This window comes from Cohnella zeiphila, assembly GCF_014212055.1.
Classification (GTDB): Bacteria; Bacillota; Bacilli; order Paenibacillales; family Paenibacillaceae; genus Cohnella; species Cohnella zeiphila.
On sequence record NZ_JACJVO010000033.1, the window covers coordinates 205,730 to 230,208 of the forward strand.

The 24,479-nt window shown below is 54.7% G+C and carries 22 protein-coding genes and 1 pseudogene; 8 read left to right on the forward strand and 15 right to left on the reverse strand.

Translation table 11 applies throughout. The features are described from left to right. Positions 1-101 precede the first annotated feature (101 nt). Positions 102-1,346 (reverse strand): Ger(x)C family spore germination protein, encoded by a 1,245-nt coding sequence (locus H7C18_RS26750; protein ID WP_185132184.1) that lies wholly within the window; start codon positions 1,344-1,346, stop codon positions 102-104. 152 nt (positions 1,347-1,498) lie between these two features. Here H7C18_RS26750 and H7C18_RS26755 point away from each other — a divergent pair, with 152 nt between their 5' ends. Next, complete coding sequence (locus H7C18_RS26755) at positions 1,499-2,254, forward strand: YdcF family protein (protein ID WP_185132185.1); 756 nt, start codon at positions 1,499-1,501, stop codon at positions 2,252-2,254. Positions 2,255-2,323: 69 nt separating this feature from the next. On the opposite strand, the gene H7C18_RS26760 is transcribed toward H7C18_RS26755, so the two are convergent. The 3 genes from H7C18_RS26760 to H7C18_RS26770 form a co-directional block, all read right to left on the reverse strand. Further along, positions 2,324-4,258, reverse strand: a complete 1,935-nt coding sequence (locus H7C18_RS26760) for a PAS domain S-box protein (RefSeq protein ID WP_185132186.1) — start codon at positions 4,256-4,258, stop codon at positions 2,324-2,326. Positions 4,259-4,382: 124 nt separating this feature from the next. Continuing rightward, positions 4,383-5,174: a delta-lactam-biosynthetic de-N-acetylase gene (gene pdaA / locus H7C18_RS26765; RefSeq protein WP_185132187.1), complete on the reverse strand. Its 792-nt coding sequence runs from the start codon at positions 5,172-5,174 to the stop codon at positions 4,383-4,385. A gap of 74 nt (positions 5,175-5,248) precedes the next feature. Next, positions 5,249-6,130, reverse strand: coding sequence for a LysR substrate-binding domain-containing protein (locus tag H7C18_RS26770; protein WP_185132188.1), 882 nt, complete (start codon positions 6,128-6,130; stop codon positions 5,249-5,251). 132 nt (positions 6,131-6,262) lie between these two features. On the opposite strand from H7C18_RS26770, the gene H7C18_RS26775 reads away from it, so the two are divergent. Beyond that, positions 6,263-6,901 carry an HD domain-containing protein gene (locus tag H7C18_RS26775; RefSeq protein ID WP_185132189.1) on the forward strand — a complete coding sequence of 213 codons (639 nt, stop codon included), beginning with the start codon at positions 6,263-6,265 and terminating at the stop codon, positions 6,899-6,901. A 63-nt stretch (positions 6,902-6,964) separates the two neighbouring features. Here H7C18_RS26775 and H7C18_RS26780 read toward each other — a convergent pair whose 3' ends face one another. After that, positions 6,965-8,128 carry a cytochrome P450 gene (locus tag H7C18_RS26780; protein WP_185132216.1) on the reverse strand — a complete coding sequence of 388 codons (1,164 nt, stop codon included), beginning with the start codon at positions 8,126-8,128 and terminating at the stop codon, positions 6,965-6,967. A gap of 489 nt (positions 8,129-8,617) precedes the next feature. Here H7C18_RS26780 and H7C18_RS26785 point away from each other — a divergent pair, with 489 nt between their 5' ends. Next, on the forward strand, positions 8,618-9,256 hold the full coding sequence (locus H7C18_RS26785) for a TetR/AcrR family transcriptional regulator (protein WP_185132190.1): 639 nt from the start codon (positions 8,618-8,620) through the stop codon (positions 9,254-9,256). A 113-nt stretch (positions 9,257-9,369) separates the two neighbouring features. Here the strand turns inward: H7C18_RS26785 and H7C18_RS26790 are convergent, their stop codons facing one another. From H7C18_RS26790 to H7C18_RS26805, 4 genes are all read right to left on the reverse strand, one after another. After that, positions 9,370-10,269 carry an SDR family oxidoreductase gene (locus tag H7C18_RS26790; RefSeq protein ID WP_185132191.1) on the reverse strand — a complete coding sequence of 300 codons (900 nt, stop codon included), beginning with the start codon at positions 10,267-10,269 and terminating at the stop codon, positions 9,370-9,372. 110 nt (positions 10,270-10,379) lie between these two features. Then, entirely contained in the window at positions 10,380-10,949 is a 570-nt protein-coding gene (locus H7C18_RS26795; RefSeq protein ID WP_185132192.1) for a TetR/AcrR family transcriptional regulator, read from the reverse strand. Then, positions 10,946-11,407 (reverse strand): nuclear transport factor 2 family protein, encoded by a 462-nt coding sequence (locus H7C18_RS26800; RefSeq protein ID WP_185132193.1) that lies wholly within the window; start codon positions 11,405-11,407, stop codon positions 10,946-10,948. Before H7C18_RS26800 ends, H7C18_RS26795 begins: the two co-directional genes overlap by 4 nt. 56 nt (positions 11,408-11,463) lie before the next feature. Further along, positions 11,464-12,663 (reverse strand): MFS transporter, encoded by a 1,200-nt coding sequence (locus H7C18_RS26805; RefSeq protein WP_273388090.1) that lies wholly within the window; start codon positions 12,661-12,663, stop codon positions 11,464-11,466. Positions 12,664-12,783: 120 nt separating this feature from the next. On the opposite strand from H7C18_RS26805, the gene H7C18_RS26810 reads away from it, so the two are divergent. Beyond that, positions 12,784-13,665 (forward strand): LysR family transcriptional regulator, encoded by an 882-nt coding sequence (locus H7C18_RS26810; RefSeq protein ID WP_185132195.1) that lies wholly within the window; start codon positions 12,784-12,786, stop codon positions 13,663-13,665. On the opposite strand, the gene H7C18_RS26815 is transcribed toward H7C18_RS26810, so the two are convergent. After that, positions 13,643-14,143, reverse strand: a complete 501-nt coding sequence (locus H7C18_RS26815; protein ID WP_185132196.1) for a hypothetical protein — start codon at positions 14,141-14,143, stop codon at positions 13,643-13,645. The genes H7C18_RS26810 and H7C18_RS26815 overlap by 23 nt on opposite strands. Before the next feature lie 299 nt (positions 14,144-14,442). On the opposite strand from H7C18_RS26815, the gene mprF reads away from it, so the two are divergent. After that, entirely contained in the window at positions 14,443-17,088 is a 2,646-nt protein-coding gene (gene mprF, locus H7C18_RS26820) for a bifunctional lysylphosphatidylglycerol flippase/synthetase MprF (RefSeq protein WP_337913909.1), read from the forward strand. A 50-nt stretch (positions 17,089-17,138) separates the two neighbouring features. Here mprF and H7C18_RS26825 read toward each other — a convergent pair whose 3' ends face one another. The 3 genes from H7C18_RS26825 to H7C18_RS26835 form a co-directional block, all read right to left on the reverse strand. Beyond that, on the reverse strand, positions 17,139-17,684 hold the full coding sequence (locus H7C18_RS26825; protein ID WP_185132198.1) for a PspA/IM30 family protein: 546 nt from the start codon (positions 17,682-17,684) through the stop codon (positions 17,139-17,141). A gap of 33 nt (positions 17,685-17,717) precedes the next feature. Further along, on the reverse strand, positions 17,718-18,830 hold the full coding sequence (locus H7C18_RS26830; RefSeq protein ID WP_185132199.1) for a hypothetical protein: 1,113 nt from the start codon (positions 18,828-18,830) through the stop codon (positions 17,718-17,720). 122 nt (positions 18,831-18,952) lie between these two features. Continuing rightward, on the reverse strand, positions 18,953-19,825 hold the full coding sequence (locus H7C18_RS26835; protein ID WP_185132200.1) for a cation diffusion facilitator family transporter: 873 nt from the start codon (positions 19,823-19,825) through the stop codon (positions 18,953-18,955). Positions 19,826-20,073: 248 nt separating this feature from the next. Here H7C18_RS26835 and H7C18_RS26840 point away from each other — a divergent pair, with 248 nt between their 5' ends. Then, positions 20,074-20,463: a YmaF family protein gene (locus H7C18_RS26840; RefSeq protein ID WP_185132201.1), complete on the forward strand. Its 390-nt coding sequence runs from the start codon at positions 20,074-20,076 to the stop codon at positions 20,461-20,463. Between the two features lie 71 nt (positions 20,464-20,534). Here the strand turns inward: H7C18_RS26840 and H7C18_RS26845 are convergent, their stop codons facing one another. Continuing rightward, positions 20,535-21,359, reverse strand: a complete 825-nt coding sequence (locus H7C18_RS26845) for a DUF2935 domain-containing protein (RefSeq protein WP_185132202.1) — start codon at positions 21,357-21,359, stop codon at positions 20,535-20,537. A gap of 166 nt (positions 21,360-21,525) precedes the next feature. Between H7C18_RS26845 and H7C18_RS26850 the strand changes: the two genes are divergently transcribed. Further along, positions 21,526-21,672 (forward strand): hypothetical protein, encoded by a 147-nt coding sequence (locus H7C18_RS26850; protein ID WP_185132203.1) that lies wholly within the window; start codon positions 21,526-21,528, stop codon positions 21,670-21,672. On the opposite strand, the gene H7C18_RS26855 is transcribed toward H7C18_RS26850, so the two are convergent. Then, positions 21,651-23,912, reverse strand: coding sequence for a bifunctional diguanylate cyclase/phosphodiesterase (locus tag H7C18_RS26855; RefSeq protein ID WP_238357964.1), 2,262 nt, complete (start codon positions 23,910-23,912; stop codon positions 21,651-21,653). The genes H7C18_RS26850 and H7C18_RS26855 overlap by 22 nt on opposite strands. 421 nt (positions 23,913-24,333) lie before the next feature. On the opposite strand from H7C18_RS26855, the pseudogene H7C18_RS26860 reads away from it, so the two are divergent. Beyond that, positions 24,334-24,479: pseudogene (locus H7C18_RS26860) on the forward strand (NAD(P)-dependent oxidoreductase); the annotation flags it as partial.

The following is a 24,479-nucleotide window of genomic DNA, read 5'->3' on the forward strand; positions in this document are numbered from 1 at the left end:
GGACCTCCATAAGTCGATAATAATCCGGTATATTTATTATTTTAACATAACGTTGCGTCGGCCGTTGCTCGGCATGGAAAGCAAACAACCGCCCGCTTTCGTCACCTGGCTTTCATCCCGATTCTTCTAAGATTGGAATGAACCTTAATATCGATTTGTATTCTTCCATACATCTCTTCCCAGGCTTCGCTGTTTTTCACATGCTTCCGCCAAAAACCCGGCTTCAATGCCCTTACATATTCTCCGAAGCCGAAAATATCGCTATGTGCCTGTTTGGTCTCTTCAATAAGCTTTGTGACGGATTTGGCGATTCCCTCCTCATCCAGCCTGTTGATCTGCTTCAGCAAACTCGAACGGTCGATGGTCAACGCATGGCTTACTTTTTCTTCCAGGTTGAGTTCAAAAAACAGATTCAACGTAAAGTGAGGCACCCCGTTCCGAATGTCGACTTTTCTTGTCGCTTTTCGATAGGTCGCATAAACCATCACGGTCCGTTCGGGGGAGCCTACTTGGATCATCCCCCGGTATCCAGCCGGATTCATCCCCATGACGGACATATAAGAGGCAATCTGAAAAGGATTCGTGCTGCCGACCATCCGGTCTTTCCGAAAGTATGCAAGCCCCTCGATCTCGATATTCTGGTTCTTTTTCATCTCCACGTACGGCAGAAAACCTTCCTGTCCCAATTTCGAGGTTCGGCTCCAATACATGCCGACGTAATTGACCGGAAGCTTTCCCATTCGAACGGCACTGTCCATTGTCGACAACAAATAGAACGTCGGAACTCTTTGCAGTTCCGGAGTCGTCTGCATGAGATCCAGCGCTTTGCCCCTGGACACCATCATCCAGGCCATCCGCCTCAATTGCGAATTGCGCCGAAAATAATCGTTCAAATTTTGCAGACCTTTCCGGGCCAAATCTTCGGATACCACGATGACCCGAAGATGTCCGAAGAACAGCTGGCCCGACACTTGCTGCTGCAAATTCATCAGCGCGTCGTCAATGGTGTTGCCAATCACATCCAGCACCCAAACGGTCCGGCTCGACGAGCCTGTTCCGCTTCCCATTCCTCCACCAGGACCGAGCGGAATTCGTCCCGGTACGGCGAGCTGCACCCCGACCCGGATTTTGGAACCGCCGGGCGGCAAGTAGCTGCCTCGAAGATGGGTAATCTCGTCCTCCTTCTCCTGTTCCGCCTCCTCCGGTGAGACCGTGTCCACCGAGATGCCAAGCACTACGGCCCGGTCTTCGATCTCCAGACGGTCCCAGCATCCGGACAGAAGCGGGACGATCGAGAGAATAGCGATCCAGGTCGTCACCGATTTGAACCAAGCGCGAACAGTCAAGACCCGATCCCCTTCCGGCTTTTAAGCAGGCTTTTTTTCATTCTCGGATACATCCGGCCTGTTTAAACATGCCGAAAGCCCTTGGCCTTAATCAACCGAATACGTGTTACAATAGACGCGTCATGGGGGTTTGGGGAAAGGTGGTTGCCCGATTGATTTATGTCGTTAAATTTTTGTACAGCTTTGCGCTGCCGCCGGGCTTGTTCGTCGTGATTCTGCTGCTGCTCGCCTTGCGAATCCGCAAACGGGACCGGATCGCGGCGCTGCTCCTGCTGTCGGCGACGATCGTGCTCTATCTGCTGTCGACGCAGCTTGTCGGAGATGCGCTGATCCGATCGCTGGAGAGCCGCTATACGCCTCCGGGTCCGGACCGGGTTCAAGGCGACGTTATCGTCGTTCTAGGCGGAGGCGCAGTCAAGGATTCGCCGGACGTGGATGGGTACGGCAATCTGACGGGAGCCGCCGCGAACCGTCTGTTGACCGCCGCCAGGCTGCACTTCCGGACCGGACTTCCGATCGTATTTTCCGGCGGCCAGGTATACAAGGACAGCGGCAACGAAGCGGAAATCGCCCGCCGCCAGCTCATCGGCCTGAAAGTCTCGGCCGATCAGATCGTGATGGAGAATCGATCGCTGAATACGGAGCAAAACGCCGAGAATGTCGGACAAATCTTGGACGAGCGTCATTGGAGCAAGCCCGTTCTCGTCACGTCGGCCTTTCATATGGAACGGGCCCTGCTCGATTTTCAAGCAGCCGGAATGCAGCCCATTCCCTATCCTGCAGACTATTGGGCCGGGCGGCAGGCGATCCTGTATGCGAACAAGCTGGCTCCGTCCTCCGGCGGTCTGAGCGCCTCCGGGGTCGCGCTCCGGGAATACTTGGGGATCCTGGCTCTGAAGGTTCTCTGACGCCGGATCAAAGGCCGGGCGTCTGCACGCCCGGCCCCTTTTTTCGCCGTCTTTGCCGTTCCTTGCGCCCTAGCTGGAGGCTCTCGCCTGCGCGGTCTTGCTCTCGAGGCATTTCCGAATGACGGCCGCGACCGCCGAGCTCTGCAGAGGCTTGCTGATATATTCGTTCATTCCCGAATTCATATAGCGTTCCCTGTCGCCGACGAGCGCGTTCGCCGTCACGGCGACGATATACGGAAGCTCGCCGGGTCCGATCGTCTGGCGCAGAATTCTCGTCGCTTCCATGCCGTTCATGACCGGCATCTGAATGTCCATAAACACGATATCGTAACTCTTCTTTTGAATCTCTTCCAACACCTCGACTCCGTTGCAGACCGCGTCGGGACGATAGCCGAGCTTCTCCACCATCCGGATCAGCACCCGCCGGTTGACGTCGTTGTCCTCCGCGATAAGAATGCGCAGCGTCTCGTCTTGCGCCGGCACTATCTCCAACCGCTCTTCGGTCTCGACGACCGCCGGCAGCGTCTCCGCGCTCATCAGCACATGGAAACTAAAGATCGTGCCGCCGCCGGGATTCGGCTCGCAACGGATTTCGCCATCCATCAGTTCAACGAGCTTGCGCGTAATGGCAAGGCCGAGACCCGTGCCTCCCGCTTGTCTCACCATAAAGTGATCCGCCTGATAGAACGGTTCGAACAGATAGGGCAGCTTGTCCTCCGGAACGCCGATTCCCGTATCCTTCACGGCGAAATGAATCCGCACCCGATCGCCCTCGACATCGGCTCTGTCGACGGTAACGGCGATGGAGCCCTCGGGCGTAAATTTGATGGCGTTGCCCATCAGGTTCATCAGGATTTGCCGGATTTTGAGCGGATCGCCGATGACCGTCTGCGGAATGCCGGGGTTGATCGCCACGTTGAGGGTCAGGTTCTTCTCCAGCGCTTTCGGCATCAGCGTATCGAACGTCTCCGCGATCGCCGCGGTCAGATTGAACGGCTCCTCCGACAATTCCGCATTGCCCGATTCCACCTTGGAAAAGTCCAAAATATCGTTGATGATCGCCAGAAGCGTATCCCCGCTCTTGCGGATAATGGAGACGTATTCCCTCTGTTCCTCGTCGAGCGGCGTATCGAGCAGCAAATCCGTCATGCCGATCACGCCGTTCATGGGGGTGCGGATCTCATGGCTCATCATGGCCAGGAATTCGCTCTTGACTTCATTCGTTCTCTCCGCGGCTTCCTTCTCGATCAGCAGCTTCTTCTGTTCCGTAATGTCCTTGATCAGCAGATAAAAACCGATGCTTCTGTTGTTGACGATGATCGGCGCGATCGTGACGAGAACCTCGACGAGATATCCTTCGATATGAGGCACGTGATTGATCGAACCTTCGATCTCGTTAAAGGGTTCGTTATCGGCCAGGATGCGCGAAAGCTTGTCTTCGCCGATGATTGCGGCGATGCTCGTGCCGATCAAGTCCGACACCCGCTGCCCGGTCAGCCTCTCGGCCATTGCATTCCCGTTCATGATGTTGCCCTGCAGATCGAAAGAGATGATCGCATCGTGATTGTACTTCTTGAGCGACGTATACCTCTCTACCGATTCCTGCAGCTTCTGCTCGGTCAATTTGTTCGAAGTGATGTCGACGATCTGGACGATATAATACCAAGGTTCGGCGTCCGAACCGCCGCTGACAAGCGAGACATGCACGGACGTCCAGAACACGGAAGCGTTCTTGTGCACGTACTTCTTCTCCAGGCTGAACTTCGAGATACGGCCCTGGAGCAAATCGTCGAACCGGGCGCCGAGCTTGCCGTCCTCCGCGGAGAAAATCAATTCGTTAGGATCGCGTCGAATGAGCTCGTCCCGTTCGTATCCGAGAATATGGCATGCCGCCGGATTCACGTCGATCCATTGGTAATCAAGCGAGATCAGCGCGATTCCGACAGGCGTAAAGTTGAAAACGTGCGCGAACAAGTTCTGCCGGTTAAACCTTGCGTCGTCCACTTCTTTCCGCCTCCCTGATCCGATTGTCGCTATCCGTCATTATACAATAAATTCCGCCCCCCTTCCTGCCTATACACAAGATTCCCATGGTATAACCACCGATCATCGATTTTCCCCAAAAGATCTACCTGTAAACTTTTTCCTCAAGAGAATCGAGGCTTTTGAATTCGAATCCGCGCGCTCTCGCTTCATCGATGATTCTCCCCAACGCTTGGGCATTGTCGCGGGATACGGAATGAAGCAAAATCACGGCCCCGGGATGCAGCTGATTCAGAACGTTCGTATAAGCGTAATTCCACCCCATTTGCCGATCCCTCTCCCAATCCCGATAAGCAATCGACCAGAAGACGTTCGTGTAGCCGAGCTCCCGGCAAACGCCAAGCATCCGATCGCTGAAGATGCCTCGCGGCGGCCGCACATAGCGCATCGGCTGCAATCCCGTAAGCTTGGACACCTCGCGGCTTACTTTCTCCAGCTCGTCTTTGATCTGCGCAGGCGATATCTGCGTCATATCCGGATGGCTCCACGAATGGTTGCCGATCAGATGGCCCTCGTTCGCCATTCTCAAGAGCAGCTTCGGCTGGTCCTTGACGAAATGGCCCGTGACGAAAAAGGCGGCCGGCACTTTCTTCTCCTTCAACACATCCAGGATTCGGCCGGTATAGCCGTTCTCGTATCCGTTGTCGAACGTCAGATAAAGCTCCTTCTTGTCCGTATCCCCGAGGAAAATGGCCCCGTGCTTTTGCAAAATCGGCATAAAGCCTTCTTCCGCAATGGAAGGAAGCTGGCCTCCCTTGCTCTTCTTAAAGCCGAAATGGTACGGCCCTTCGCTGCCGCTCGCCGAAGAAGGCGCCGCGGCCCACAGCAAGCAAGATAATACGGCTACGGCCCAAACCGTCGCTGCACTTCTTCTCATCCTTCATCGCCCCCCTGATTTGGCATGTCAGCTTACATTTTGCCAAACTTCGGGCGGCTATTCATGGGGACGCCCTAGAACGATTGAACCTGCTTCTTCAGGAGCTCGATAAACTCTCTTGCTGCGTTCCCGATATATTTGTCCTTTAGGTAAACGACCCCGATCTCCCTGCGCAGCGAAGGATTGGACAAGGGGATGATTTTCAAATTTTCGGTGTCGTACAATTCCAGCAGGGTCTTCGACAGAATCGATACCCCGGCGCCGGAGCCGACCAGGAGCAGCAGCGATTCGATGGTCGTGGTCTCGATTTGGGGGCGCAGTCGGAATCCCTTGAGGGAGCAGACCGAATCGATCATCTGGCGGCACCGGTGCGTCTTCGGAAACATCACGACCGTTTGCCGCCTGATCTCTTCAAAGTCGACGGATTCCTGACCGGCCAAAGGATGATCCCGGCTCGCCACCAAAAAAAATTGTTCTTCATACAGCGGAATCTGTTCGAACCGCTCGTCCTCCGAAGGCAGAATCGTCACGCCGAAATCCAGGTCCTCCAGCAATAACGGCCCCGTGACGTCCTCCGATCCGCGCAGCGAAAATTGCAGTTTCGGATGCGACTTGTAAAACTCCCCCAACGTACGGGAGACCAGCTCGTTGATTTCCCCGATGAGCGCCGCAACCGCAAGCGTACCGCGCTCGGAGTGCTGCCATTCGCGGATTTCCCGGCGGGCTCCTTCCAAGGACGAAAAGATCGTGTGGCAATGCTTATCCAAAATTTCTCCGGCGGCCGTCATGGATATCTTCTTGCCGATCCGGTTGAATAAAGGAACGCCGAGCTCGTCCTCCAGCAGCTTGATCTGGTAACTCAAAGTGGGCTGCGTGATTCCCAAAGTCTCCGATGCTCTCGTAAAGTGCAGCTCCCGGCACACCGCTTTAAAGCATTCCAATTGTCGTAATTCCACAACGTCCCCCTCCGATCCAGGCTCAAACCAGGCATCTCATCTATCATTTTAATAGAAACAATCGTATTGATCTATGATTTTTTGAAAGTTAGAATAAAGCTGCATTTGACGATCTGACAGGAGGATGGACCCATGACCAAATTCATCGCGGATGTGAAAATCCCCGACAGCAAGCTGGCTGCCGAAGCTGCCGAATTGCTGCGCGAGCACGGAGACGATCTTTTGTGGAATCATTCGAACCGGGTCTTTCTTTTTGCCGCCCTTCAAGGGAATCGTATCGGCGCGAAGTACGATTCCGAGCTGCTGTATATCAGTTCGCTTTTCCACGATCTCGGCCTCACCCCCAAATACAGCAGCCCCGATAAGCGCTTTGAAGTCGACGGGGCGAATGCCGCCCGCGATTTTCTGCATAGCCGCGGGGTTCCGGAGGAATCCGTCCGGCTTGTGTGGGATGCGATCGCCCTGCATACGACGCTCGGCATCGCGGAATATAAAGAAAAGGAAGTCGCCCTGCTCTATTTCGGCGTCGGTTACGACGTCATGGGAGAGCATTTCGAGCTCATTACGGAAGAGGTTCGCGGGCAAATCGTCGATGCTTTTCCCCGCGACCGGTTCAAACAGAAGATCCTCCCCGCGTTCCTGGAAGGATTCAAGCACAAACCGGAGACGACGTTCGGCAACATCAAGTCCGATGTTTGCGAGCTTCTTCTGCCGGGATACAAGCGCCCCAGCTTTTGCGATTGCGTCCTTCATTCCCCATGGAGCGAATAAAGGAAAGAAAGCCGTCCCTTCAAGGGGCGGCCCGCTTTGGTTGAATACGGTCGGAATTCGTTCCTAAGCTCTTCGTTGAAACGAGATCGGATAGTTCTTCACGCCGAATACAAACGAGCTTTGAATCGGAATCAAATCTTGCTCCGAAGTCAGCTTCATCTCATGAAGACGCCGCAGCAAGACCTCCAAAGCGATCTTTCCTTCGAGACGCGCCAGCGGCGCCCCCAGACAGAAATGGATGCCGAAGCCAAAGGACATATGCGGATTCGGGCTGCGCTGCAGATCGAACCGATCCGGCTCTTTCGCAAACTTGGCTTCATCCCGGTTCGCCGCCCCTACCCATGCGATGATCTGGTCGCCGGCCCGGATTTTCTGCGAGCCGATCTCGACATCCTGCGTCGCGATCCGTCCGATGGCCACGATGGGAGGGTAGTATCTGAGCACCTCTTCTACAAAGCGCGGAATAAGATCCGGGTTTGCGTGGAGCTCATCCTGCAGCGACGGCTGCTCCGTCAGAATCCGCACGCCGTTCGTAATCAAGTTGGTCGTCGTTTCATTGCCGGCCGCCAAGAGGAGAATGCAGAAGTTGATAATATCCCGCCCGCTCAGCTTCTCTCCGTCAATCTCGGCGCTCATTAACGCGGTGATCAGATCGTTCTGCGGATGTTGGGCTCGGAGTTCAAGGATTTTGACGAAATATTCCGAAAGCTCCTGAATCGCTTGCATTCGCTTTTCATTGATTTTGACGAACGCTTCCTCGGACAAGTCCTCCGCGCTTTCCACCAGAATATCCGACCAACTCTTGAAGCGGGTTCGATCCTCGGCCGGCGCGCCGAGCAGCTCCGCAATAACGATGACAGGGAGAGGAGTCGCGAAGTGGCTTACGACGTCCATCCGTTCGCCTGCCGCCTGATCCAGCAAATCCTCGGCAATCGATTGAATTCGCGGAGCTAAGTCCTGGATGGCTTTGGGAGTAAAAGCTTTGTTGACCAGTTCGCGCAGTTGCGTGTGCTTCGGGGGATCCATATACAGCATGTTCTGCCCGGCAGCCGGGCCTCGCGTGGAGGAGAAGATGCGCGAATCCTTCAGAACGCGATGAACATCCTCATAGGCGAAGACGTCCCAACAGCCTCTCGCGCCGTCGTACCGAACCGGCGATTCTCTTCTCAGACCCGTTAGGATCTCGAAGGGGAACAAGCGCTTCGCCGTCGAATCCAATTCCGGCATGCTCAACAGGTTGGCATACTTCTTCTTATTTTCCACACCATCGTCCTCCTTTGCTCTTCCGGTCGATTCTGATGTTACCTGAAGAGATTTACCGGCACAACTAACCGTGGATATAAATTCAACGCCCCCTCCCCTCCTCGCTTCTGGGCATTTAGCCGCATAGGGTTAGCTTCCCGACCTCGCCGTTTCATGGGCTGATCAAAAAAAGCGCGAAACCGGACGTTTCGCCGGTTCCACGCTTTTTTGCCGCTCACTTGCCGAAATAATGGCCCTGCTCTAGATCCGGAATCAGTGCGCGATGCGCGGGCTTCCAGCCCAGCAATTCCTGTGTCCGCGCGCTCGAGGCCGGGTTGTCGGCCGGTACGATAACTTAATCAAGTAAACTACTTTATATCAATTGGTTAATTTAATTAATTTGCCAAAGAGTGTTTTGCTTGTGCAAGCTTTTCGTTATAATGGTTTGGCATGGATCAAAGGAGGCATCGTAATATGAGGAAACCCTCGAACGAGATGAAATATATCGAGAAAATCAAACCGGTGATCCGGAAAACCAAGTTCAGCCAACTGAAAATTGACGATATCGCCAAATCGATGGATATCAGCAAGGTGACGCTGTATAAGCATTTCGCATCGAAAGACGACATCATCCGACAGGTCGTCGAATATTCCGTTCACTTTCTGCAGGAGGTCGATACCGTCGTCCAAGACGATTCCCTCTCCTATGTGGAGCGATTTCAGAAGACGTTTCTGCAGTCGCTGATCTGCGTGATTTATATTTCCGATATTTTCCAGAACGATCTCAAAGAATTTTACCCTCCACTTTTCGACGAGCTTGCGGTTGCCCAACAAAACCGAAATCAAAACTTGCAAGCGTTCTTTGAGTCCGGGATGGACCGGAACATTTTCAACCGGTTGAACGCCGTCTTGTTTATGGTTCAAGATGACGCCGTTCTGCGCCGCATCATGGAGCCGGCTTTCTCCATTCAGTACGATATCACTTTGAAACAAGCGATTGTCGATTATTACAAGCTGAAAAAGTATGAGCTACTCAAACCGGAATATCTGGACGCGACGAACGATTCCGAAATCGAAAAAGAGATCGCCCGAATTTTGCAGACGATCTCATAGTCCCGCTTTTCAATCCCCAATAAAACAAGACGATCCCCCGGTCCTTCGGGAGATCGTCTTGTTTTCGTTCGAACGGTCCGAAAATACCTCCTCAATGAGATCCAACCGGCCGGTTACGTTACGACCGATCCCATATTGACGAACACGACTTGGCCGGAGATCGCGGAAGCATCGTCGGAAGCCAGCAGGACATAGGTCGGCGCCAGTTCGAACGGTTGTCCCGGCCTTCCCATCGGCGTATCCGTACCGAACGTAGAGACCTCATCGGCGGTAAACGCCGTCGGAATCAGAGGCGTCCAAGTCGGTCCTGGAGCGACGGCGTTTACCCGAATCCGCTGCTTGGCCAGCGAGAGCGACAGAGAACGGGTTAATGAAACAATCGCCCCCTTCGTAGCCGTATAGTCGATCATATTCGCCATTCCCGAGAATGCGGTATCCGAGGTCGTATTGATGATGGAGCTTCCGGGAGGAAGATGCGGCAGCGCCGCTTGGATCATCTCGAAGAATGAGATGATGTTGGTATGAAACGTGTCCAACAGCTGATCTCTGCTGATGTCCAGGATGCTGGCCTGATGATATTGAACGCCGTGATTATTGACCAGGATGTCCAGTTTTCCGAACGTTTGGAGAGTGCTCTCCACGACATGGGCACAAGCTCCCTCCGCCCGCAAATCGACCGCAAGCGTCATGCACCTGCGGCCCAGTTGCTCAACCCTAAACTTCGTCTCTGCCGCATCCCGATGTTCATCCAGATAGGGGACGACCAGATCGGCCCCCTGCTTGGCGAAGGCGATCGCCACCGCCCGTCCGATGCCGCTGTCGCCTCCGGTCACGATGGCCACCTTATCCCGCAGCCTGCCGGATCCGATATAGGACGGATTTTCAGAGATCGGCCGAGGATTCATGAGGTATTCGTACCCCGGCCTTCGATTCTGGTGCTGCGGAGGAAAGACGATCGGCACTTCCGCGCACTTCCGCTTCGATCCGATGTACGGGTAATAGGGAACGGACATGACCCAACCTCCCGATGTTCACGAGTTAACGAAGTATATTCCGCGATAAATCAAATCATGAAACGGGCCCTTTATCGCCCAAAACAAAAAAATCCGCGCGAGGCGCGGATTCATAACGGTTGCATGCACTTCGTTATTCTCTCGGCATGGCTTGCGACGGCGCGTGCAAAAACGCGCTCGTCCCGGAGCGCCCTGGCGAGGATCAACGCTCCCTGAATCCCGCCCACCGTCTCCTCCGCAAGGGCGGCCGCGGATTCGGCGGACGCTCCCGAACGAACGAGCGCTGCGCGCAAGGAATCGATCCAACTTCTGAAATATTCGGCAACCTTCGCGGCAAACCGGTCCCGGGTTTCGTCAAGAGCGAATGCGCCGACGAGGCAGATCCGTTGTCCGGATCGGAAATACGCATCGACCTCGCGCCACATCTTTTGAACGGCTGCTTGCGGTTCTTCCCGTTCCAGCGGCTCAAAAACGTTGCGGACAAACCACTCCTCGATTTCGGCGAGAATCTCGGCGGCCATCTCCTCTTTGCCTCCGGGAAAGAAATAATACAAGCTTCCCTTGGAGATTCCCGTACGGGACGTTATCCGGCTCATCGTTGCGCCTTCGTAACCAAGCTCGCGGAACACCTCGGCGATCATCGGAACGATATCGGCCTTCTCGAACACGGTACGCGTCATAGGCCCAGTTCGGCGAGGCCGGGATGATCGTCGGGGCGCCGGCCGAGCGGCCAATGGAATTTCCGTTCGGACTCGCGGATCGGCATATCGTTGATCGAAGCATAACGCCGTTTCATCAAGCCGTCGGCTGCGAATTCCCAATTCTCGTTCCCGTAGGACCGGAACCAATGGCCGCTGTCGTCGTGCCATTCGTAGGCGAATCGCACCGCGATCCGGTCGCCGTGGAAGGACCAAAGCTCCTTGATCAGCCGATAATCCAGCTCCTTCGCCCATTTCCTGGCGAGAAACGCCTCGATCTCCGCCCGACCGACCGGAAATTCGGCGCGGTTCCGCCATTGGCTGTCCTCCGTATAGACGAGCGACACCCGGTGCGGGTCGCGGCTGTTCCAGCTATCCTCGGCCATCCGGACTTTCTGGATGGCGGTTTCCCGGGTGAATGGGGGTACGAGCACGCTCATGGGCTCATCACCTTTCTAATCCGTTTGTTCCATTGTAAACCGATCGGTCTATAACTTCAAGCAATGCCTCTGCCTTGACTATCCTCCAACGTTTGCGCCTGCGATCGTTTATGATGGATCCAGTAGTAAAACAAGATGGATACCCATGCGATCAGACCCGCGGTCATAAACATCGTGCGATAATCGGAATGCGAGCTGATGGAGCCCATCATATACGTCCCTACCCCATACCCCAAATCGAAGAGCAGGAAAAACGTGCCGTTGGCGGCTCCCGTACGGTGCTTCGGGGCCAGCTTCATCGCAAGAGCCTGAAAGCACGGGAAAAGCGCGCCATAGCCGATGCCCATCAACACGGCGGAGAACAACACCATGCTCCCGGAATGCGATCGGCTGAGCAAGAGCAGCCCGCCTCCGAATAAAACAATGCCGGGATAGAACAAAAAGTGCTCGTTGAACTTATCGAATATTTTGCCGACGATCGGTCGGAACGCCACGATCATGATCGCGAACACGATAAAAAAGGTGCCGGCCACCTCGGAATGATGAATCTCGTTCGTATAAGGCGCGAGAAATCCCGCAATGGGACTGTACGCGAAGGCCAGAACGAACCCTACCAGCGAGATCGGCAACGCCTTCGGTTCGAATATATCTTGGAGGCGAAATGAGGTTCTTGAAGCGGAAACGGCCGGCGTGTGTTCTTTAAGCGGAAATACGAGCAGCAAAGATAACAGCGCGATCGCGCCAACCGCGGACAGAAGCAGCATCGCGTGCCGATCTTTCCACAGCAGCAAGCCGAGCGCCGGTCCGATGACCATGGCGATGCTCATGAACATGCTGAAGTAGCCCATGCCCTCCCCCTTCCGGGCGGCCGGAACCATCGCGGAAGCCATCGTGCTCGTCGCCGTCGATGCCGCGGCGTAGCTCATTCCATGAATAAAACGGATGACGAGGAACAAGGCGATTCCTTTGGCGCCCAGATAACCGATGCAAGCAAGCAGGAACAGCGTCATTCCGATCAGCGCCATCTTCTTCTGACCGAAACGATCCACCCATAAGCCCGAGAACGGCCGGATCAAGACGCTCCCAATGACGTAGATGGTAATGACTAGTCCCATCTGCTGAACGTTTCCTCCCAGGCTGTCCCGCGCGTACAAAGGAAAAGCCGTTGCGGAAACGTAAAACGTAAGAAACATAAAAAAGCTGCTTAAACAAACGATAACGAAATTTCGCGTCCAGATTTTCTGTCCTTCCGGCATCTCTGCTCCATCCTTTTTTTGTCTATCTAGTATGTGAAATATTATACAAGACCATTTTTATCATGTATAATACCAATTAAATGATTTATTCATCACATTGATATGATATGGGGGGCGGAAATGGAGTTCCTGCAGTTGAAGTACTTTCAAGCCGTTGCCCGCTACGAGAATATGACGCAAGCCTCGGCTGAGTTAAACGTGTCTCAGCCCTCTCTCAGCAACTCCATTCAACGATTGGAAAAGAAATTAGGCGTCCCCCTGTTCGACCGCCATCGGAGACACCTCAAGATCAACGCATTCGGGAAAGTCTATCTCGGCAAAATAGAGCAGGCGTTCAAGGCATTGGAGGAAGGAGAAACGGAGATCAAAGAAATGGCCGGCTTGAGCAAGGGCCATTTGACGATTTGCATGATGCTCCCGCACCTTCTGCCTACCTTATTGAAGGAGTTTCTGGCGGTTCATCCCCATGTCCGGATTTCGCAGCGGCAGTTGAATTCCACGCTGGAAATGAAAAAAGAGCTGGAACGGTCCGGCATCGACTTCTGCCTGTCGACCTTCCCCATCTCGGGTCCCGACATCGAATGGCTGACCTTCGTGAAAGAAGAGATGCGCTTGACCGTGCCCAAGCATCATCGGCTCGCTTCTAGGGAAAGCGTCAACTTGAGCGAAGTGTCCGAGGAGCCTTTTATCTCGCTGCCTGTCGGCACCAGCTTCCGGGAAATTACGGACGACTACTGCCGCCGGGCCGGATTCGAGCCCAATATCGCCTTCGAACTGGAAGAGACAAGCGCCATTCAGACGTTGGTGGAGATGGGACTCGGCGTCACGCTGACGCTTCCCATGACGCTCGGCAACCGGGCGTTCAACAAAGAAACGGTTCAGCTCAAGATCGTCGAGCCGACTTGCATGAGAACCTTCGGGATCGCCTGGAACCGTAAGCACTATTTATCGAAAGCCGCGGTTCATTTTCTTCAGTTCGTCAAACAGTTTTTCGCGTCTTGAGGATATCGTCGACCATCGCTTTCATGGATAAGACGGTCGTTTTCTTATATTGAAGCCCGAGCCGAAGCACTTTGATCTGCTGCCTGCGGGACAAAGCCTTGAACCGGGGCTCCTGCTTCAAAAATCTTCGGATGATCGCATAGCTTTTTACGGGGGTTCGTTCCCTTCCGATATAAGGAACTTCGTACGGCAGTTTCCGCTTGCGCATCCGGTGAACCAGCGAGTTCCATTTGCTCGACGCTTGGCTTTCGTCGATCAGACACGGAGCGGCAGTCTGCTTCGTATGTTTTTGAAGGTAATCGAAGTGGCTGGTTCCGCTAATGATGACGTAGCCGCCTTCTTTCCTGCTTTTGCGGACGACCATCAAATGCATGCAATCCTGCGCCGCTTTTCGAAGCTCCTTGATCCGCCGCGTGATTCTGTCGGAAAATCCGGGCCTGATCTTGCTAAGAGGTATATATTGCACCGTATATCTCATAGCAGCCATCCCTTCCTATTTTTCTTATGTATATGCCTCTATACCCGAATTGCTTCCCATTCGGATCGAAAGGGATCGAAAGGGAGAAGGACCACCGCCTTTTGCGCGATCGTCCTTCTTTGCCGTCAGAACTCTTCCGTTTCGCGGGCTTTGCCTTGTCCGACAGCGATTCCATATCGGCGTTCTTGGCGAAACGGCCGCCTTGAGCACGAGCACGGCGAGCATGAGCAGCCTGGCCTGATAAGATGAGACGCGCAAGGATACCCTAAAGGTCGTCATTACGGGGGGATCAAATGCGAATGCGAAAATGGAAAATCGTTCGGGCCGCAGCATCCCTTTATCGCATTCGGCTGCTGCGGCTGCTCATCCCGGCGGCCGCCATCGGGCTGATCTTCTGGGAAGCCCAAAAAGAGCTGCGGCACATCGACTTCGGCCGGGCGTTGCATCTTTTCCGAAGATTGCCTTTTGAAGATTGGATCGTGCTGCTCGGCGTTTCGCTCGCCGCGGTCGCTTCGATGAGCGCTTACGACTTCCTCATCCGCAGGCTGTACCGCCTGCCTCTTCGCTTGGCCGACACGTTTCGATACGGGTGGATTGCGAATACGACGAATAACATCGCCGGTTTTGCGGGACTCACGGGAGCCGGCCTCCGAATGCTCTTGTACCGGAACCGGCAGATTCCGCCGGAGAAGCTCGTTCGCGCCGTCGCGTACCTGTCTCCTCTTACGATGACGGGACTTTCCGTTCTGGCTTGGATCGGGCTTCTCGGGATCATTCCGTTGCGAGCCGGATTTCCCGCGCATTCCTGGCAATTCGCCGCGGCATGGGCCGTTGCTCTTTATCTGCCGGTCTTCGCGGTCTTTCAGCGGACGTCATGGTTCGCGAAGTGGTTCAGACGAGACGGTGAGCGCCTGAGTTGGAGGATGATCGGATACGGGATCGCGGCTTCTTTTGCGGAGTGGGCCTGCGCGGGAATCGCCTTCTGGTGGATTGCGCGCACCGTCCTTCCTGCGCCCGTCTCCATGGGGAACGCTCTAAGCATCTATACGGTTTCCGCCGTCGCCGGTCTGATCAGCCTCGTTCCGGGCGGCATCGGAGGTTTCGATATCACCGCCTTGCTGGGCTTTCAACGGTTCGGCTTTGATCCCAATCTTGCCGCGGCGGTGCTGATTACGTTCCGATTGTTTTATTATTTCGTGCCATGGTTCATCGGATTGATCATGGCCGCCGTCGAATTCTCGGGCAACCGCTACCAGCGGGAGGAGAAGGAGGAGACGGAGGACGAGAATGCGTTCAATGCCTGGCAGAGATGGTGGAACTGGCCGGGACGCATCGGCGTGATCGGAGAACTCGGCGCCTGGTCGCTCGGCAAGCTGGTGTTCCTGAGCGGAATCGTCCTGCTGCTGTCGGCCGCGACGCCGGGATTATGGCGTCGTCTGCACGTCGCCGAAGAGATCTTGTCCATCCCGCTCATGAGGCTGTCCCTTCAATTGAGCGTCATCGTCGGCATCTTGCTGGTGGTGCTGTCGCGGGGTATCTCCCTCCGGATCAAGCGCGCCTATCAATGGACCCTCCTGCTGATGGTCGCCGGCGCGATTTTTACTTTCGTCAAGGCGTTCGATTTCGAGGAAGCGATCTTCCTGCTGATCGTAGCTTTTCTGCTGTGGCTGTCCAGAGAGCGGTTTTACCGCGTCGGCGTTCCCGTCAGCAGAGAACAGATCGCCAAGTGGGGATTGGCGACCTTCCTTCTCGTCTGGATTTACGACCTGATCGCCGCCAACACCCATGCCGGAATCATCCGCCATTTGCCTCCGAACGCGAATATTCGCTGGTTTTTCACCCCTCAGGAACAAAGAATCACCATCATTCTGGGCTTGGGAATCGCATGGCTCATTCTCTCCATGCTGTGGATGCTCAGACCGGTTCGTCTGGAAGATCATGGCGCATCGCTTGAACAACGCCGGAAATTGCAGGCCTTCTTGAAGGATCACCGGGGCAACTTGCTGACCCATATGCTCCTGGCCGGCGATAAAAGCTTCTATTGGGCTGCCGATGACCAGGTCTTGATCTCCTATGCGAAGATCCGAAATAAACTCGTGGTCCTGGGCGATCCGATCGGGGAACCGGAATTCGTCAGCATCGCCGTTCAAGAGTTCCAACGCTATGCGGATCAGTATGCGCTCAAGGTCGTATTTTACCAAGTAGCACCGGAATATTTGCCCATCTATCACGAGAACGGCTGCCGATTTTTCAAGCTGGGCGAAGAAGCGATCGTCCCTTTGTCCGCCTTCACCTTAAGCGGCAAGCGCAACACCAACCTGCGGACGGTCAAAAACAGGTTCGAACGGGAAGAATTTCGGTTCGAGGTGCTGTCGCCGCCCTTTGATTCCGCCCTCATCGAAACGTTAGGCAGAATCTCGGCGGCTTGGTTAAAAAAGAGGCATGAGAAGGGATTCTCGCTCGGCTGGTTCGATAAACCGTATTTGCAGCTCGCACCGATCGCGACTCTGACGGACGGCGCGGGGAACATCATCGCGTTCGCGACGCTCGCGCCCGGATATGACGAAGGAACAACGATATCCGTCGACCTGATGCGGCATCTTCCCGATACGCCGAACGGCACGATGGACATGTTGTTCCTCTCTTTACTGGAATGGGCCAAGCAAAACGGCTACGACCGCTTCAACCTCGGCATGGCTCCGCTGTCGAGCGTCGGCCAGAGACAAGGAGCGATGAGAGAAGAGAAGCTGGCTCGGATCGTGTTCCAATACGGCGGGTACTGGTACGGATTCGAGGGACTGCGCAAGTACAAGCAGAAGTTCTCGCCGGACTGGGAACCGCGCTATCTTGCCTACCCGAGAGGCGTCTATTTGCCCACGCTGCTGCTGGAGCTGGTCCGGCTCATTTCCCGCCGTCCGAAGGTTCCCGCTGAACGAAAATCCTAGACCGGCCGCGCTATCGTACGGTTCTTGCGGCGAAGAAGCGTCTTCATGCGCTAGGTCCTTTCCAATTCCGCTTTGGCTTCGGCCAGAAATGCCGCTTCCTGAATTTGATCCATGGCCGACGATGTCGTCAAATCCATCTCCAAGGCTCTCCGGGCCTCCAGTTGCAGCATCGCGTCGCGTGCCCGGAGCCGGAACTGCTCCTTCAGTTTCCTGGCCGTCTCCAGCTTGCTTGCAAGAAGCTCGAACTTGCGCTCCAACTGGTCAGCCCGCTCCTTCAGCTTCTCCGTGTCTTGCGTCAATTGCTCGGCCTGGGGCCGCCGGTCATGAAGCTCTTCCAGGAAACGCCTTGCCGCGTTTGCATGGCCTTGCTTGGCTGCTTCTTCCGCCTTCGAGCGCAACTGTGCCATATCCGTCTCGAGGCGCTCGCAGTTTTCCTTCGCGGTCAGCCACTCGGATCGGGATCGATTCACCGACACCGACAGGGCCCGAAGCTTCTCCGAAGAAGCTTCGATATAGGCGTTCAGCACGCGTTCCGGGTCGTCTTGCGGCTGCGTATCGGCGTGAAACAAGTCCCTTACGCGACGAAACCATCCCATCGAAGCCTCCTCCTCTCCGTTTCCATTCTGTGCTCAGTCATCCTCGCAATACTTCCGGTCAGCTCCGGTCTGGAAGGAAGCGGCCGTGATGAACTCGCCCGGGGCTCCGTCGTCTCCGTATTCGAAAACGAACACGTGCCCAGCCGGAATCGAACGGCCGAGAACCCGGACGCCTCCCGACGAAGGACGCACGCGATAGACAGCGGGGAAAGGACAGCAATACCAATAGCCGTTCTCCTCAATCAGATTCCGGGCCAACAGATCTTCAACGGTCGTTTCGTATTCGCGTTCCACTTCGGTCAAGACAAAGGTAGCCCAGTGCTCTTCGAGATCCTCCACCGCTTGATCCCATTCGCCCGAACGAATAATTTCCCGTTTGGCAACGGATGATGTGACCTTCCAGATATCGGCCGAGTCCAGCTTGCACCGTCTTTGGCGGTAGTCCGGCGACGGAGCCGCGGACGGCGCTTGCGCAACCAGAGCCGGCGCCTTCAAGCCTTGGGCGATCAGCAGATAATCCGTCAGAGCCAGCCAATATTGCTTCTCCGCATCCTCGTGACTCTCCTTCGAGACCCGCCGGCCGTTCGCGATGCTGCCGACGATGGCGTCGCCGGCTTGCTTGCGGGTTCTGGCCGATTCATACAGCAGAATGACGGTTTTATAGACGTCTCCCTGACTGCGAACCGATTCCACCGCTTGCGCATTCATCTCTTCCATTTTCTCGGCTGCGCGGCGAAGACCGGCCAAGTGCTCCACCGGACAGGGGTCCGGTCCTTCGACCTGTCTGCCCATTCGCACCGGAAGCGCGATTCGGGCGGAATCGGGAAAAGCGGCGTCTTGCCGCGCGGCAATCATCAGATCCGGAATCATGCCGTACCAGACATCGGCTTGCTCATGGGTGACGATCGGAACCGGACGGGGGGAACGATCCGAGGCCGAGAAGGCATCACCCAGCATCGCATCCGCCATCGCCTGCACGGTCCTTGCCGCTTGCATAAACGCAAGAGCCCGAGGATGATTGCATTCGGCCAACTCCACATGAAGTTCATAGACTTGTTCCCCAAGACGCTTATAGCTCTCCAAATGCTCGGGAGGGCAAACCCGTTCTCCCGTCAACCCCTCGCGAATCCAATCGAACAATCCCATTTCCCCAACCTCCGATGTCGATAATCATTCATTATCATAATACATCTTCATACGGAAAGGTTAGGATTACCGGTTCAACTTTCGGAAAAAATAGCAAAAAATAACCTCTCAGCATGGAGCGTTCAATAGGGCTCGATATGAACCTGAACATGGCGGACTTTGTGCTTGTCCCTCAGTTCGTTCTCGATATTCTCCGTAATGGCGTGACTGTCGTAAACGCTCATCTCTTGGTCGACCGCGATCGTTAAATCGAGGTATACCTGGTTTCCGAGGTAGCGTCCCTTGATATCCCTGATCTTCTCCACGCCATCCATCGTTCTAATCGTTTGCTTATACTCTTCCAGCCGATCCGTATCGAATCCGTCCGTCAGCATATGGGACGATTCTCTGAAGATGTCCCAACCTGTCTTGCAGATCAAGACCGCGACAATAATGGCCGTGACGGCGTCAAGCCAAGGAAGCCCCAGCACGCTCATGCAGATGCCGACAACCGTTCCGAGACTGACCAAGGCGTCGGAGCGGTTGTCGGCGGCTACCGCTTTCAGCGCATGGCTGCCGGACTTTGCCGCAAGCTTCCGATTATAGCGGTATACGGAGTACATCACGGCAGCCGCGAAAGCCGCCACGACGGCCGCAAGCAAGCTCGGGGACCGAGTATCTCCTTTCATCAGATGGGTCACGGCGTTTAGGAGAACTTCCAATCCTACCGCAAGCATGATGAACGAGGATGCCATGGAAGCTACCGTTTCGGCACGGGTATGCCCGTATTTATGATCGGAGTCCGCCGGTTTTTTGGATATTTTCAAGCCGATCAGCACGGCGAGCGAGGCGATCACATCGGTTGTGTTGTTCAAGCCGTCCGCCGTTAACGCTTCGGAATCGAAAAAATAGCCTACGGCAAGCTTCAATAAAGACAATCCGATGTAGACGGCAATGCTGAGCCAAGCCCCGTTCTCCGCAGAAAATCCTTTTTTTTCCTGCCTTGCGCTATTCACGATAACAACTCCTATCCTCGATCCCGGCTTTAGGTGTCATTATACAAAAGCAGATTCGTGTGGGTCTAGAGAAACAGTTTTGCCGCCTCCTAGCAGTTTTTGTTTCTATCAATACAATTGTCAAAGCCAAATATTGTTGGTCATGCTCAACAACAAGGCTATCGCTTCCATAGGCTTCCGCCGTTGCGGGCTTCCTTCTCCTTCCATAGGCTAAACTGTATTTGACCATGATCGGAAAGGAGCCGAGTATGCAAATTCCGGTTACAGGATTCGTGGTGGAATCCCAGGATGATGACGGTCGGCATTCCCATAAGCTTTATATTACGTCGTGGGACGGCAGGCCTGTCCACGTTCATGCCTTTGCCGGCGTGACATCGGTCAATGACGGACATTCGCATCAATATTCCAGCTGGACCGCCCCCGCGCCGACCGGAGTCCCCCATGTTCATGATTACCGCACCATCACTTCTCTCAATCAAGGCCATACGCACGTCATTCAAGGAACCACCGGACCGGCCATCTCCCTTCCGGGGGGAGGCCACTATCATTTATTCCAAGGATTCACGACGGTGAACGGCAGCCATCCCCACTCCCATGCTTATAGCGGACGTACGGGAAACGAAGCGAACAGCGGATAAACACCGATAAAGAAGGACGCACGCTTGGGAGCCTTTCCCCCATGCGTACGTCCTTCTCCTGTCCCGACGCGTTAATCAAAAAGAAGGCTTTGACGGGACGCCATCGGTTTTCCTGTCAAGCTGTTCTCAAACATATCGATAATAAACAAAAATCGTTCGGCTTCGCGAAACACATGATCGGCAAGCAAGGGATGGATAATGCTTTTGATTTTGCAGGCATCGATCAAGTCGCGGGCCGTCTTCTTAAAGTCGCGCAGCGACTTCACGGATACGCGGTTCTGATCGAGGAACTGGTCCAGGAGGGGAACCGTTTGCGATTGCGGGCGCATCGATTCCAAATCCCGGGCTTGAAATAACAGCTTATCGAACTCTTCGCTGAAATGGTTGGCCTGTTCGACCAATTTGCGTTCCGAAGGATCCAGCAGGTGTCCGATAAACTTGGCGTGATCCGCCATAATCCGCAGGAAAAATACGTTCTCGTCGATAATGGCGTCGGGGAGCGGTTCCAAGCGGCCCGCATTGAGTTCGCCCAACCGGTTCCGGAAGTAATTGGCTTCCCTGCTTACGTGATCGACGAGCAAGGGAAAATTGTTCGCTCCCGGAAGCTCGCATCTCAGGATGAGGCCCAGCACTTTTCGTTTAAACGCCCAGATCATGGTTGCCGCCTGGCGGACCTCTTCGTTAAATTGCCGGATCGTTTGCGGATCGGTGTCGACCGTGTACGCGTTCGCCTTATTCTCAATCGACTCGAAGAGGCGATAAAATTGGTTCGCCTCCTGAATCAACTGAGTGTCTTCGGCGCGAAAGCCAAGCTTTAAAAACAGGGAATGTTCCTTCATAATTCGTGCCCAAAACCTTATTTCGTCCAACGAACGCGCCACAAACTCATTGGACATTCCGCATCTCCTTTCTTTTGACTTCTCCCTCCTCCTTTATATGTGCAATCGCCTGTCCATTAGGATAACGAAAAATGGAAACCTGAAATTGACGTTTCAACTTCCGAGCATGGTTCGCCGTTCTCTTATTCTCTCGTGTTCCCCCTTTTACGGAGGCTCTGTGACGTTGAATCGGAAAGGAACTTCGGCCAAGATTTATGTCCAGATCCCGTACGACCGTTATTTGACGGCGGACGAGCGTCATGAAGCCCGGGCGGACGAGTTTGCTTATCGCTGGTATAGGAACAACGTTTATGACCGAACCGGCAGTTGATTCAAGTAGGCTTCCATCTCCGAGGCCGGAAGCGGCTTGCTGAACAGGTAGCCTTGAACCTCATCGCAGATTTGCTCCTGCAGGAACAGCAGCTGCTCCTGCGTCTCGACGCCCTCGGCGATCACCTGCAGCTTCAGATGGCGGGCCATGGAGATGATCGTCGAGATAATGGCTGTGTAATTGGAGTTGTACGGGGCGCCGCGGATAAACGATTTGTCGATCTTGAGCTTGTCCAACGGAAAGTTCGTCAAGTAGGATAAAGAGCTGTACCCCGTCCCGAAGTCGTCGATCGCGATGTGGACGCCGATTTTTTTCAACTTCTCCAGGGCGTCGGTCGAGCGCTGAACGTCCAGCATCGTTCCTTCCGTAATCTCGAGTTCGAGATACTCCGGCGCGAGCCCGGTCTCCCGGAGGACGGATTCCACGAACTGGACCAGGTTTTTTTTCAAAAACTGGCGGGCGGACAAGTTGACCGCCATGCGCACAGGCGGCAGACCCAGAATCTGCCACTGCTTATTTTGCTTGCAGGCCGTTCGCAGCACCCATTCGCCGATCGGAACGATGAGGCCGGTCTCCTCGGCATGGGGAATGAATTGATCCGGCGGAATCAGCCCCCGGGTCGGATGATTCCATCGGATCAGCGCCTCCATCCCGGCGACCGAGCCATCCTTCATGCTGACCTGCGGCTGATAATGGAGCACGAATTCTCCGCATTCCAGCGCGCGATTCAATTCATTCTGCAGAAAGATTTTTCGATCGGTCGATTGCTGCATCGCCTGCGCATATACGCGATAATTGTTTTTCCCCTGCTCCTTGGCGGAGTACATCGCCGCGTCGGCCCGCTTCATCAAAGTCCGGGAATCCGTTCCGTCGTCGGGATAGCGGGAGATGCCGATGCTGGTGGTAACGTATAATTCCTGACCTTCCAGAAGGATGGGCGCCTCGATCGAATGAATGATCCGGTCGGCGATCGCAATGGCCTCTTCTTCCGTGATGTCCTCGAGAATCACGGTGAATTCGTCCCCTCCCAATCTCGATACCATGCCGTGCTCCCGGACGCACTCCTCGATTCGCTTGGCGACTTCCTGCAGCAGCAAATCTCCGAAGTCATGCCCGAGCGAGTCGTTCACCAATTTAAACCCGTCCAGATCGAGAAACATGACGAACGCTTCGCGCCCCATCTTCATCGCCGACGCAATCGATTGCTGCAGCTTCTCTTCGAAGTACCTTCGATTCGGCAAGCCCGTCAACGAATCGTGATAAACCATCCGGCTGATTTTCTCTTCCGCCTGCTTGCGCTCCGTAATATCCCGAATCATTACGAATACGCCCGAGATCTCGCCATGGAGAATGACGGGAACGTTGGTCATATTCAGGACCAGAGCGGTACCGTCTCGCTTCACGATGGAGATTTCATAGCTTTGCGCTTCGCCTTGCGTGGCCGATTGAAAATATGTCGTAAGCTTATCGGCGTCCGGCGGCGAACAGATCGATTGCAGCGTTTGGAAGGAAACCTCCCGTTCGCCGGTGATGGCGGCCGCCCGCGGATTCATGTGAAGGAACTGACCGTCCGTCGTAAACAAAACCACGCCGTCCAGATTATGTTCGAACAGCGATTTGTAGCGTTCGTCGCTTTCCAGCATTTTGAGCGTTCTCTGCATGAACAGCTTCTCGATGTATGCCGTCGCCAGCGTTACGCTCAGGATGATGATGGTAGCCAGCACGATGACGTAAGCCATCAGCGATGAATTGATAAGCATGGAAGAGGATGCTTCCTGGCGATGATGATAGCCGAACGTCGTCGCATACATGCCGGTATAATGCATGCCCGCTACCGCCGCGCCCATGACGAAGCCCGCCGCGATTTTGAGCAAGATTCCTTTTGTCTGGCTGACGTTCCTTAAACGGAATGTAATCGCAAGAGCCGCGGCAGATACAAGCACGGCCACCAGGATCGAGACCGTGAACCAGAACGGGTCGTACCGGATCTCGGCCTCCATCTGCATGGCGGCCATCCCGGTATAATGCATGGAGGCGATCCCCGCCCCCATAAATAAAGATCCGACGGCCAGCCGCTTCAGCGAGAGATGCTTGCCGCCGGACACAAATAAAGCGATTCCCGAAGCGAAAATCGCAAAAAAAATGGAGAGCGCGACAATCTTGATGTCGTACTTCACCTCGATCGGCAGATGCAAAGCAAGCATCGCCACGAAGTGCATCGACCAGATGCCGATCCCCATGGAACAAGCGCCGCCCAGCAGCCAGAACAGGCGGACCTTCCCCCGCGAATCGTGAATCCGCCCTCCTAAATTCAACGCGGTATAGGAAGATAGAACGGATAGAAGATAGGACAAAGCAACCAGAGTTGCATTATATGATGTTGTCAATGCGTTCATACGCCCTTAATCTCGAAATTTCGACACCATTACTCATGGTATGGTGCCTTCCAATCGATGTCAAGGATCGTTTTGGTTTCGGTTCCAATGACCTGCTACGGATGACCTAAGCGCAACAGATAGAATCGGTGCTTCCTCCATTCGGGAGACCCGTGCGATCGGAGGAATCGCAGGTAATAAACGAGCCGGCGGGACGGCATACTAGCCGAACAATCATGCATCCCGATTTTGCAGCGTTAACAGGGACCAAAAGGAGAATATAGAAATGGCACAAGCGACGACTCCCAACCCGAGCCCAAAGCAGCCGCTGCAGCCGCCGGCCCCGCCCTATCCGCCGCAGCATCAAGATCGGCAGCCCGGTGCGGAAGCGCAAATGAATCCGCTGCCGATCTTCGATAATCCGAATTACGT

Excerpts from the sequence above, each read along its gene's own strand:
- pdaA (WP_185132187.1), bottom strand. The coding sequence starts at position 5,174 with ATGAGAAGAAGTGCAGCGACGGTTTGGGCCGTAGCCGTATTATCTTGC.
- H7C18_RS26775 (WP_185132189.1), top strand. The coding sequence starts at position 6,263 with ATGACCAAATTCATCGCGGATGTGAAAATCCCCGACAGCAAGCTGGCT.
- H7C18_RS26780 (WP_185132216.1), bottom strand. The coding sequence starts at position 8,128 with ATGCCGGAATTGGATTCGACGGCGAAGCGCTTGTTCCCCTTCGAGATC.
- H7C18_RS26785 (WP_185132190.1), top strand. The coding sequence starts at position 8,618 with ATGAGGAAACCCTCGAACGAGATGAAATATATCGAGAAAATCAAACCG.
- H7C18_RS26790 (WP_185132191.1), bottom strand. The coding sequence starts at position 10,269 with ATGTCCGTTCCCTATTACCCGTACATCGGATCGAAGCGGAAGTGCGCG.
- H7C18_RS26795 (WP_185132192.1), bottom strand. The coding sequence starts at position 10,949 with ATGACGCGTACCGTGTTCGAGAAGGCCGATATCGTTCCGATGATCGCC.
- H7C18_RS26800 (WP_185132193.1), bottom strand. The coding sequence starts at position 11,407 with ATGAGCGTGCTCGTACCCCCATTCACCCGGGAAACCGCCATCCAGAAA.
- H7C18_RS26805 (WP_273388090.1), bottom strand. The coding sequence starts at position 12,663 with ATGCCGGAAGGACAGAAAATCTGGACGCGAAATTTCGTTATCGTTTGT.
- H7C18_RS26810 (WP_185132195.1), top strand. The coding sequence starts at position 12,784 with ATGGAGTTCCTGCAGTTGAAGTACTTTCAAGCCGTTGCCCGCTACGAG.
- H7C18_RS26815 (WP_185132196.1), bottom strand. The coding sequence starts at position 14,143 with ATGAGATATACGGTGCAATATATACCTCTTAGCAAGATCAGGCCCGGA.
- mprF (WP_337913909.1), top strand. The coding sequence starts at position 14,443 with ATGCGAAAATGGAAAATCGTTCGGGCCGCAGCATCCCTTTATCGCATT.
- H7C18_RS26825 (WP_185132198.1), bottom strand. The coding sequence starts at position 17,684 with ATGGGATGGTTTCGTCGCGTAAGGGACTTGTTTCACGCCGATACGCAG.
- H7C18_RS26830 (WP_185132199.1), bottom strand. The coding sequence starts at position 18,830 with ATGGGATTGTTCGATTGGATTCGCGAGGGGTTGACGGGAGAACGGGTT.
- H7C18_RS26840 (WP_185132201.1), top strand. The coding sequence starts at position 20,074 with ATGCAAATTCCGGTTACAGGATTCGTGGTGGAATCCCAGGATGATGAC.
- H7C18_RS26845 (WP_185132202.1), bottom strand. The coding sequence starts at position 21,359 with ATGTCCAATGAGTTTGTGGCGCGTTCGTTGGACGAAATAAGGTTTTGG.
- H7C18_RS26855 (WP_238357964.1), bottom strand. The coding sequence starts at position 23,912 with ATGGGGATCGGCATCTGGTCGATGCACTTCGTGGCGATGCTTGCTTTG.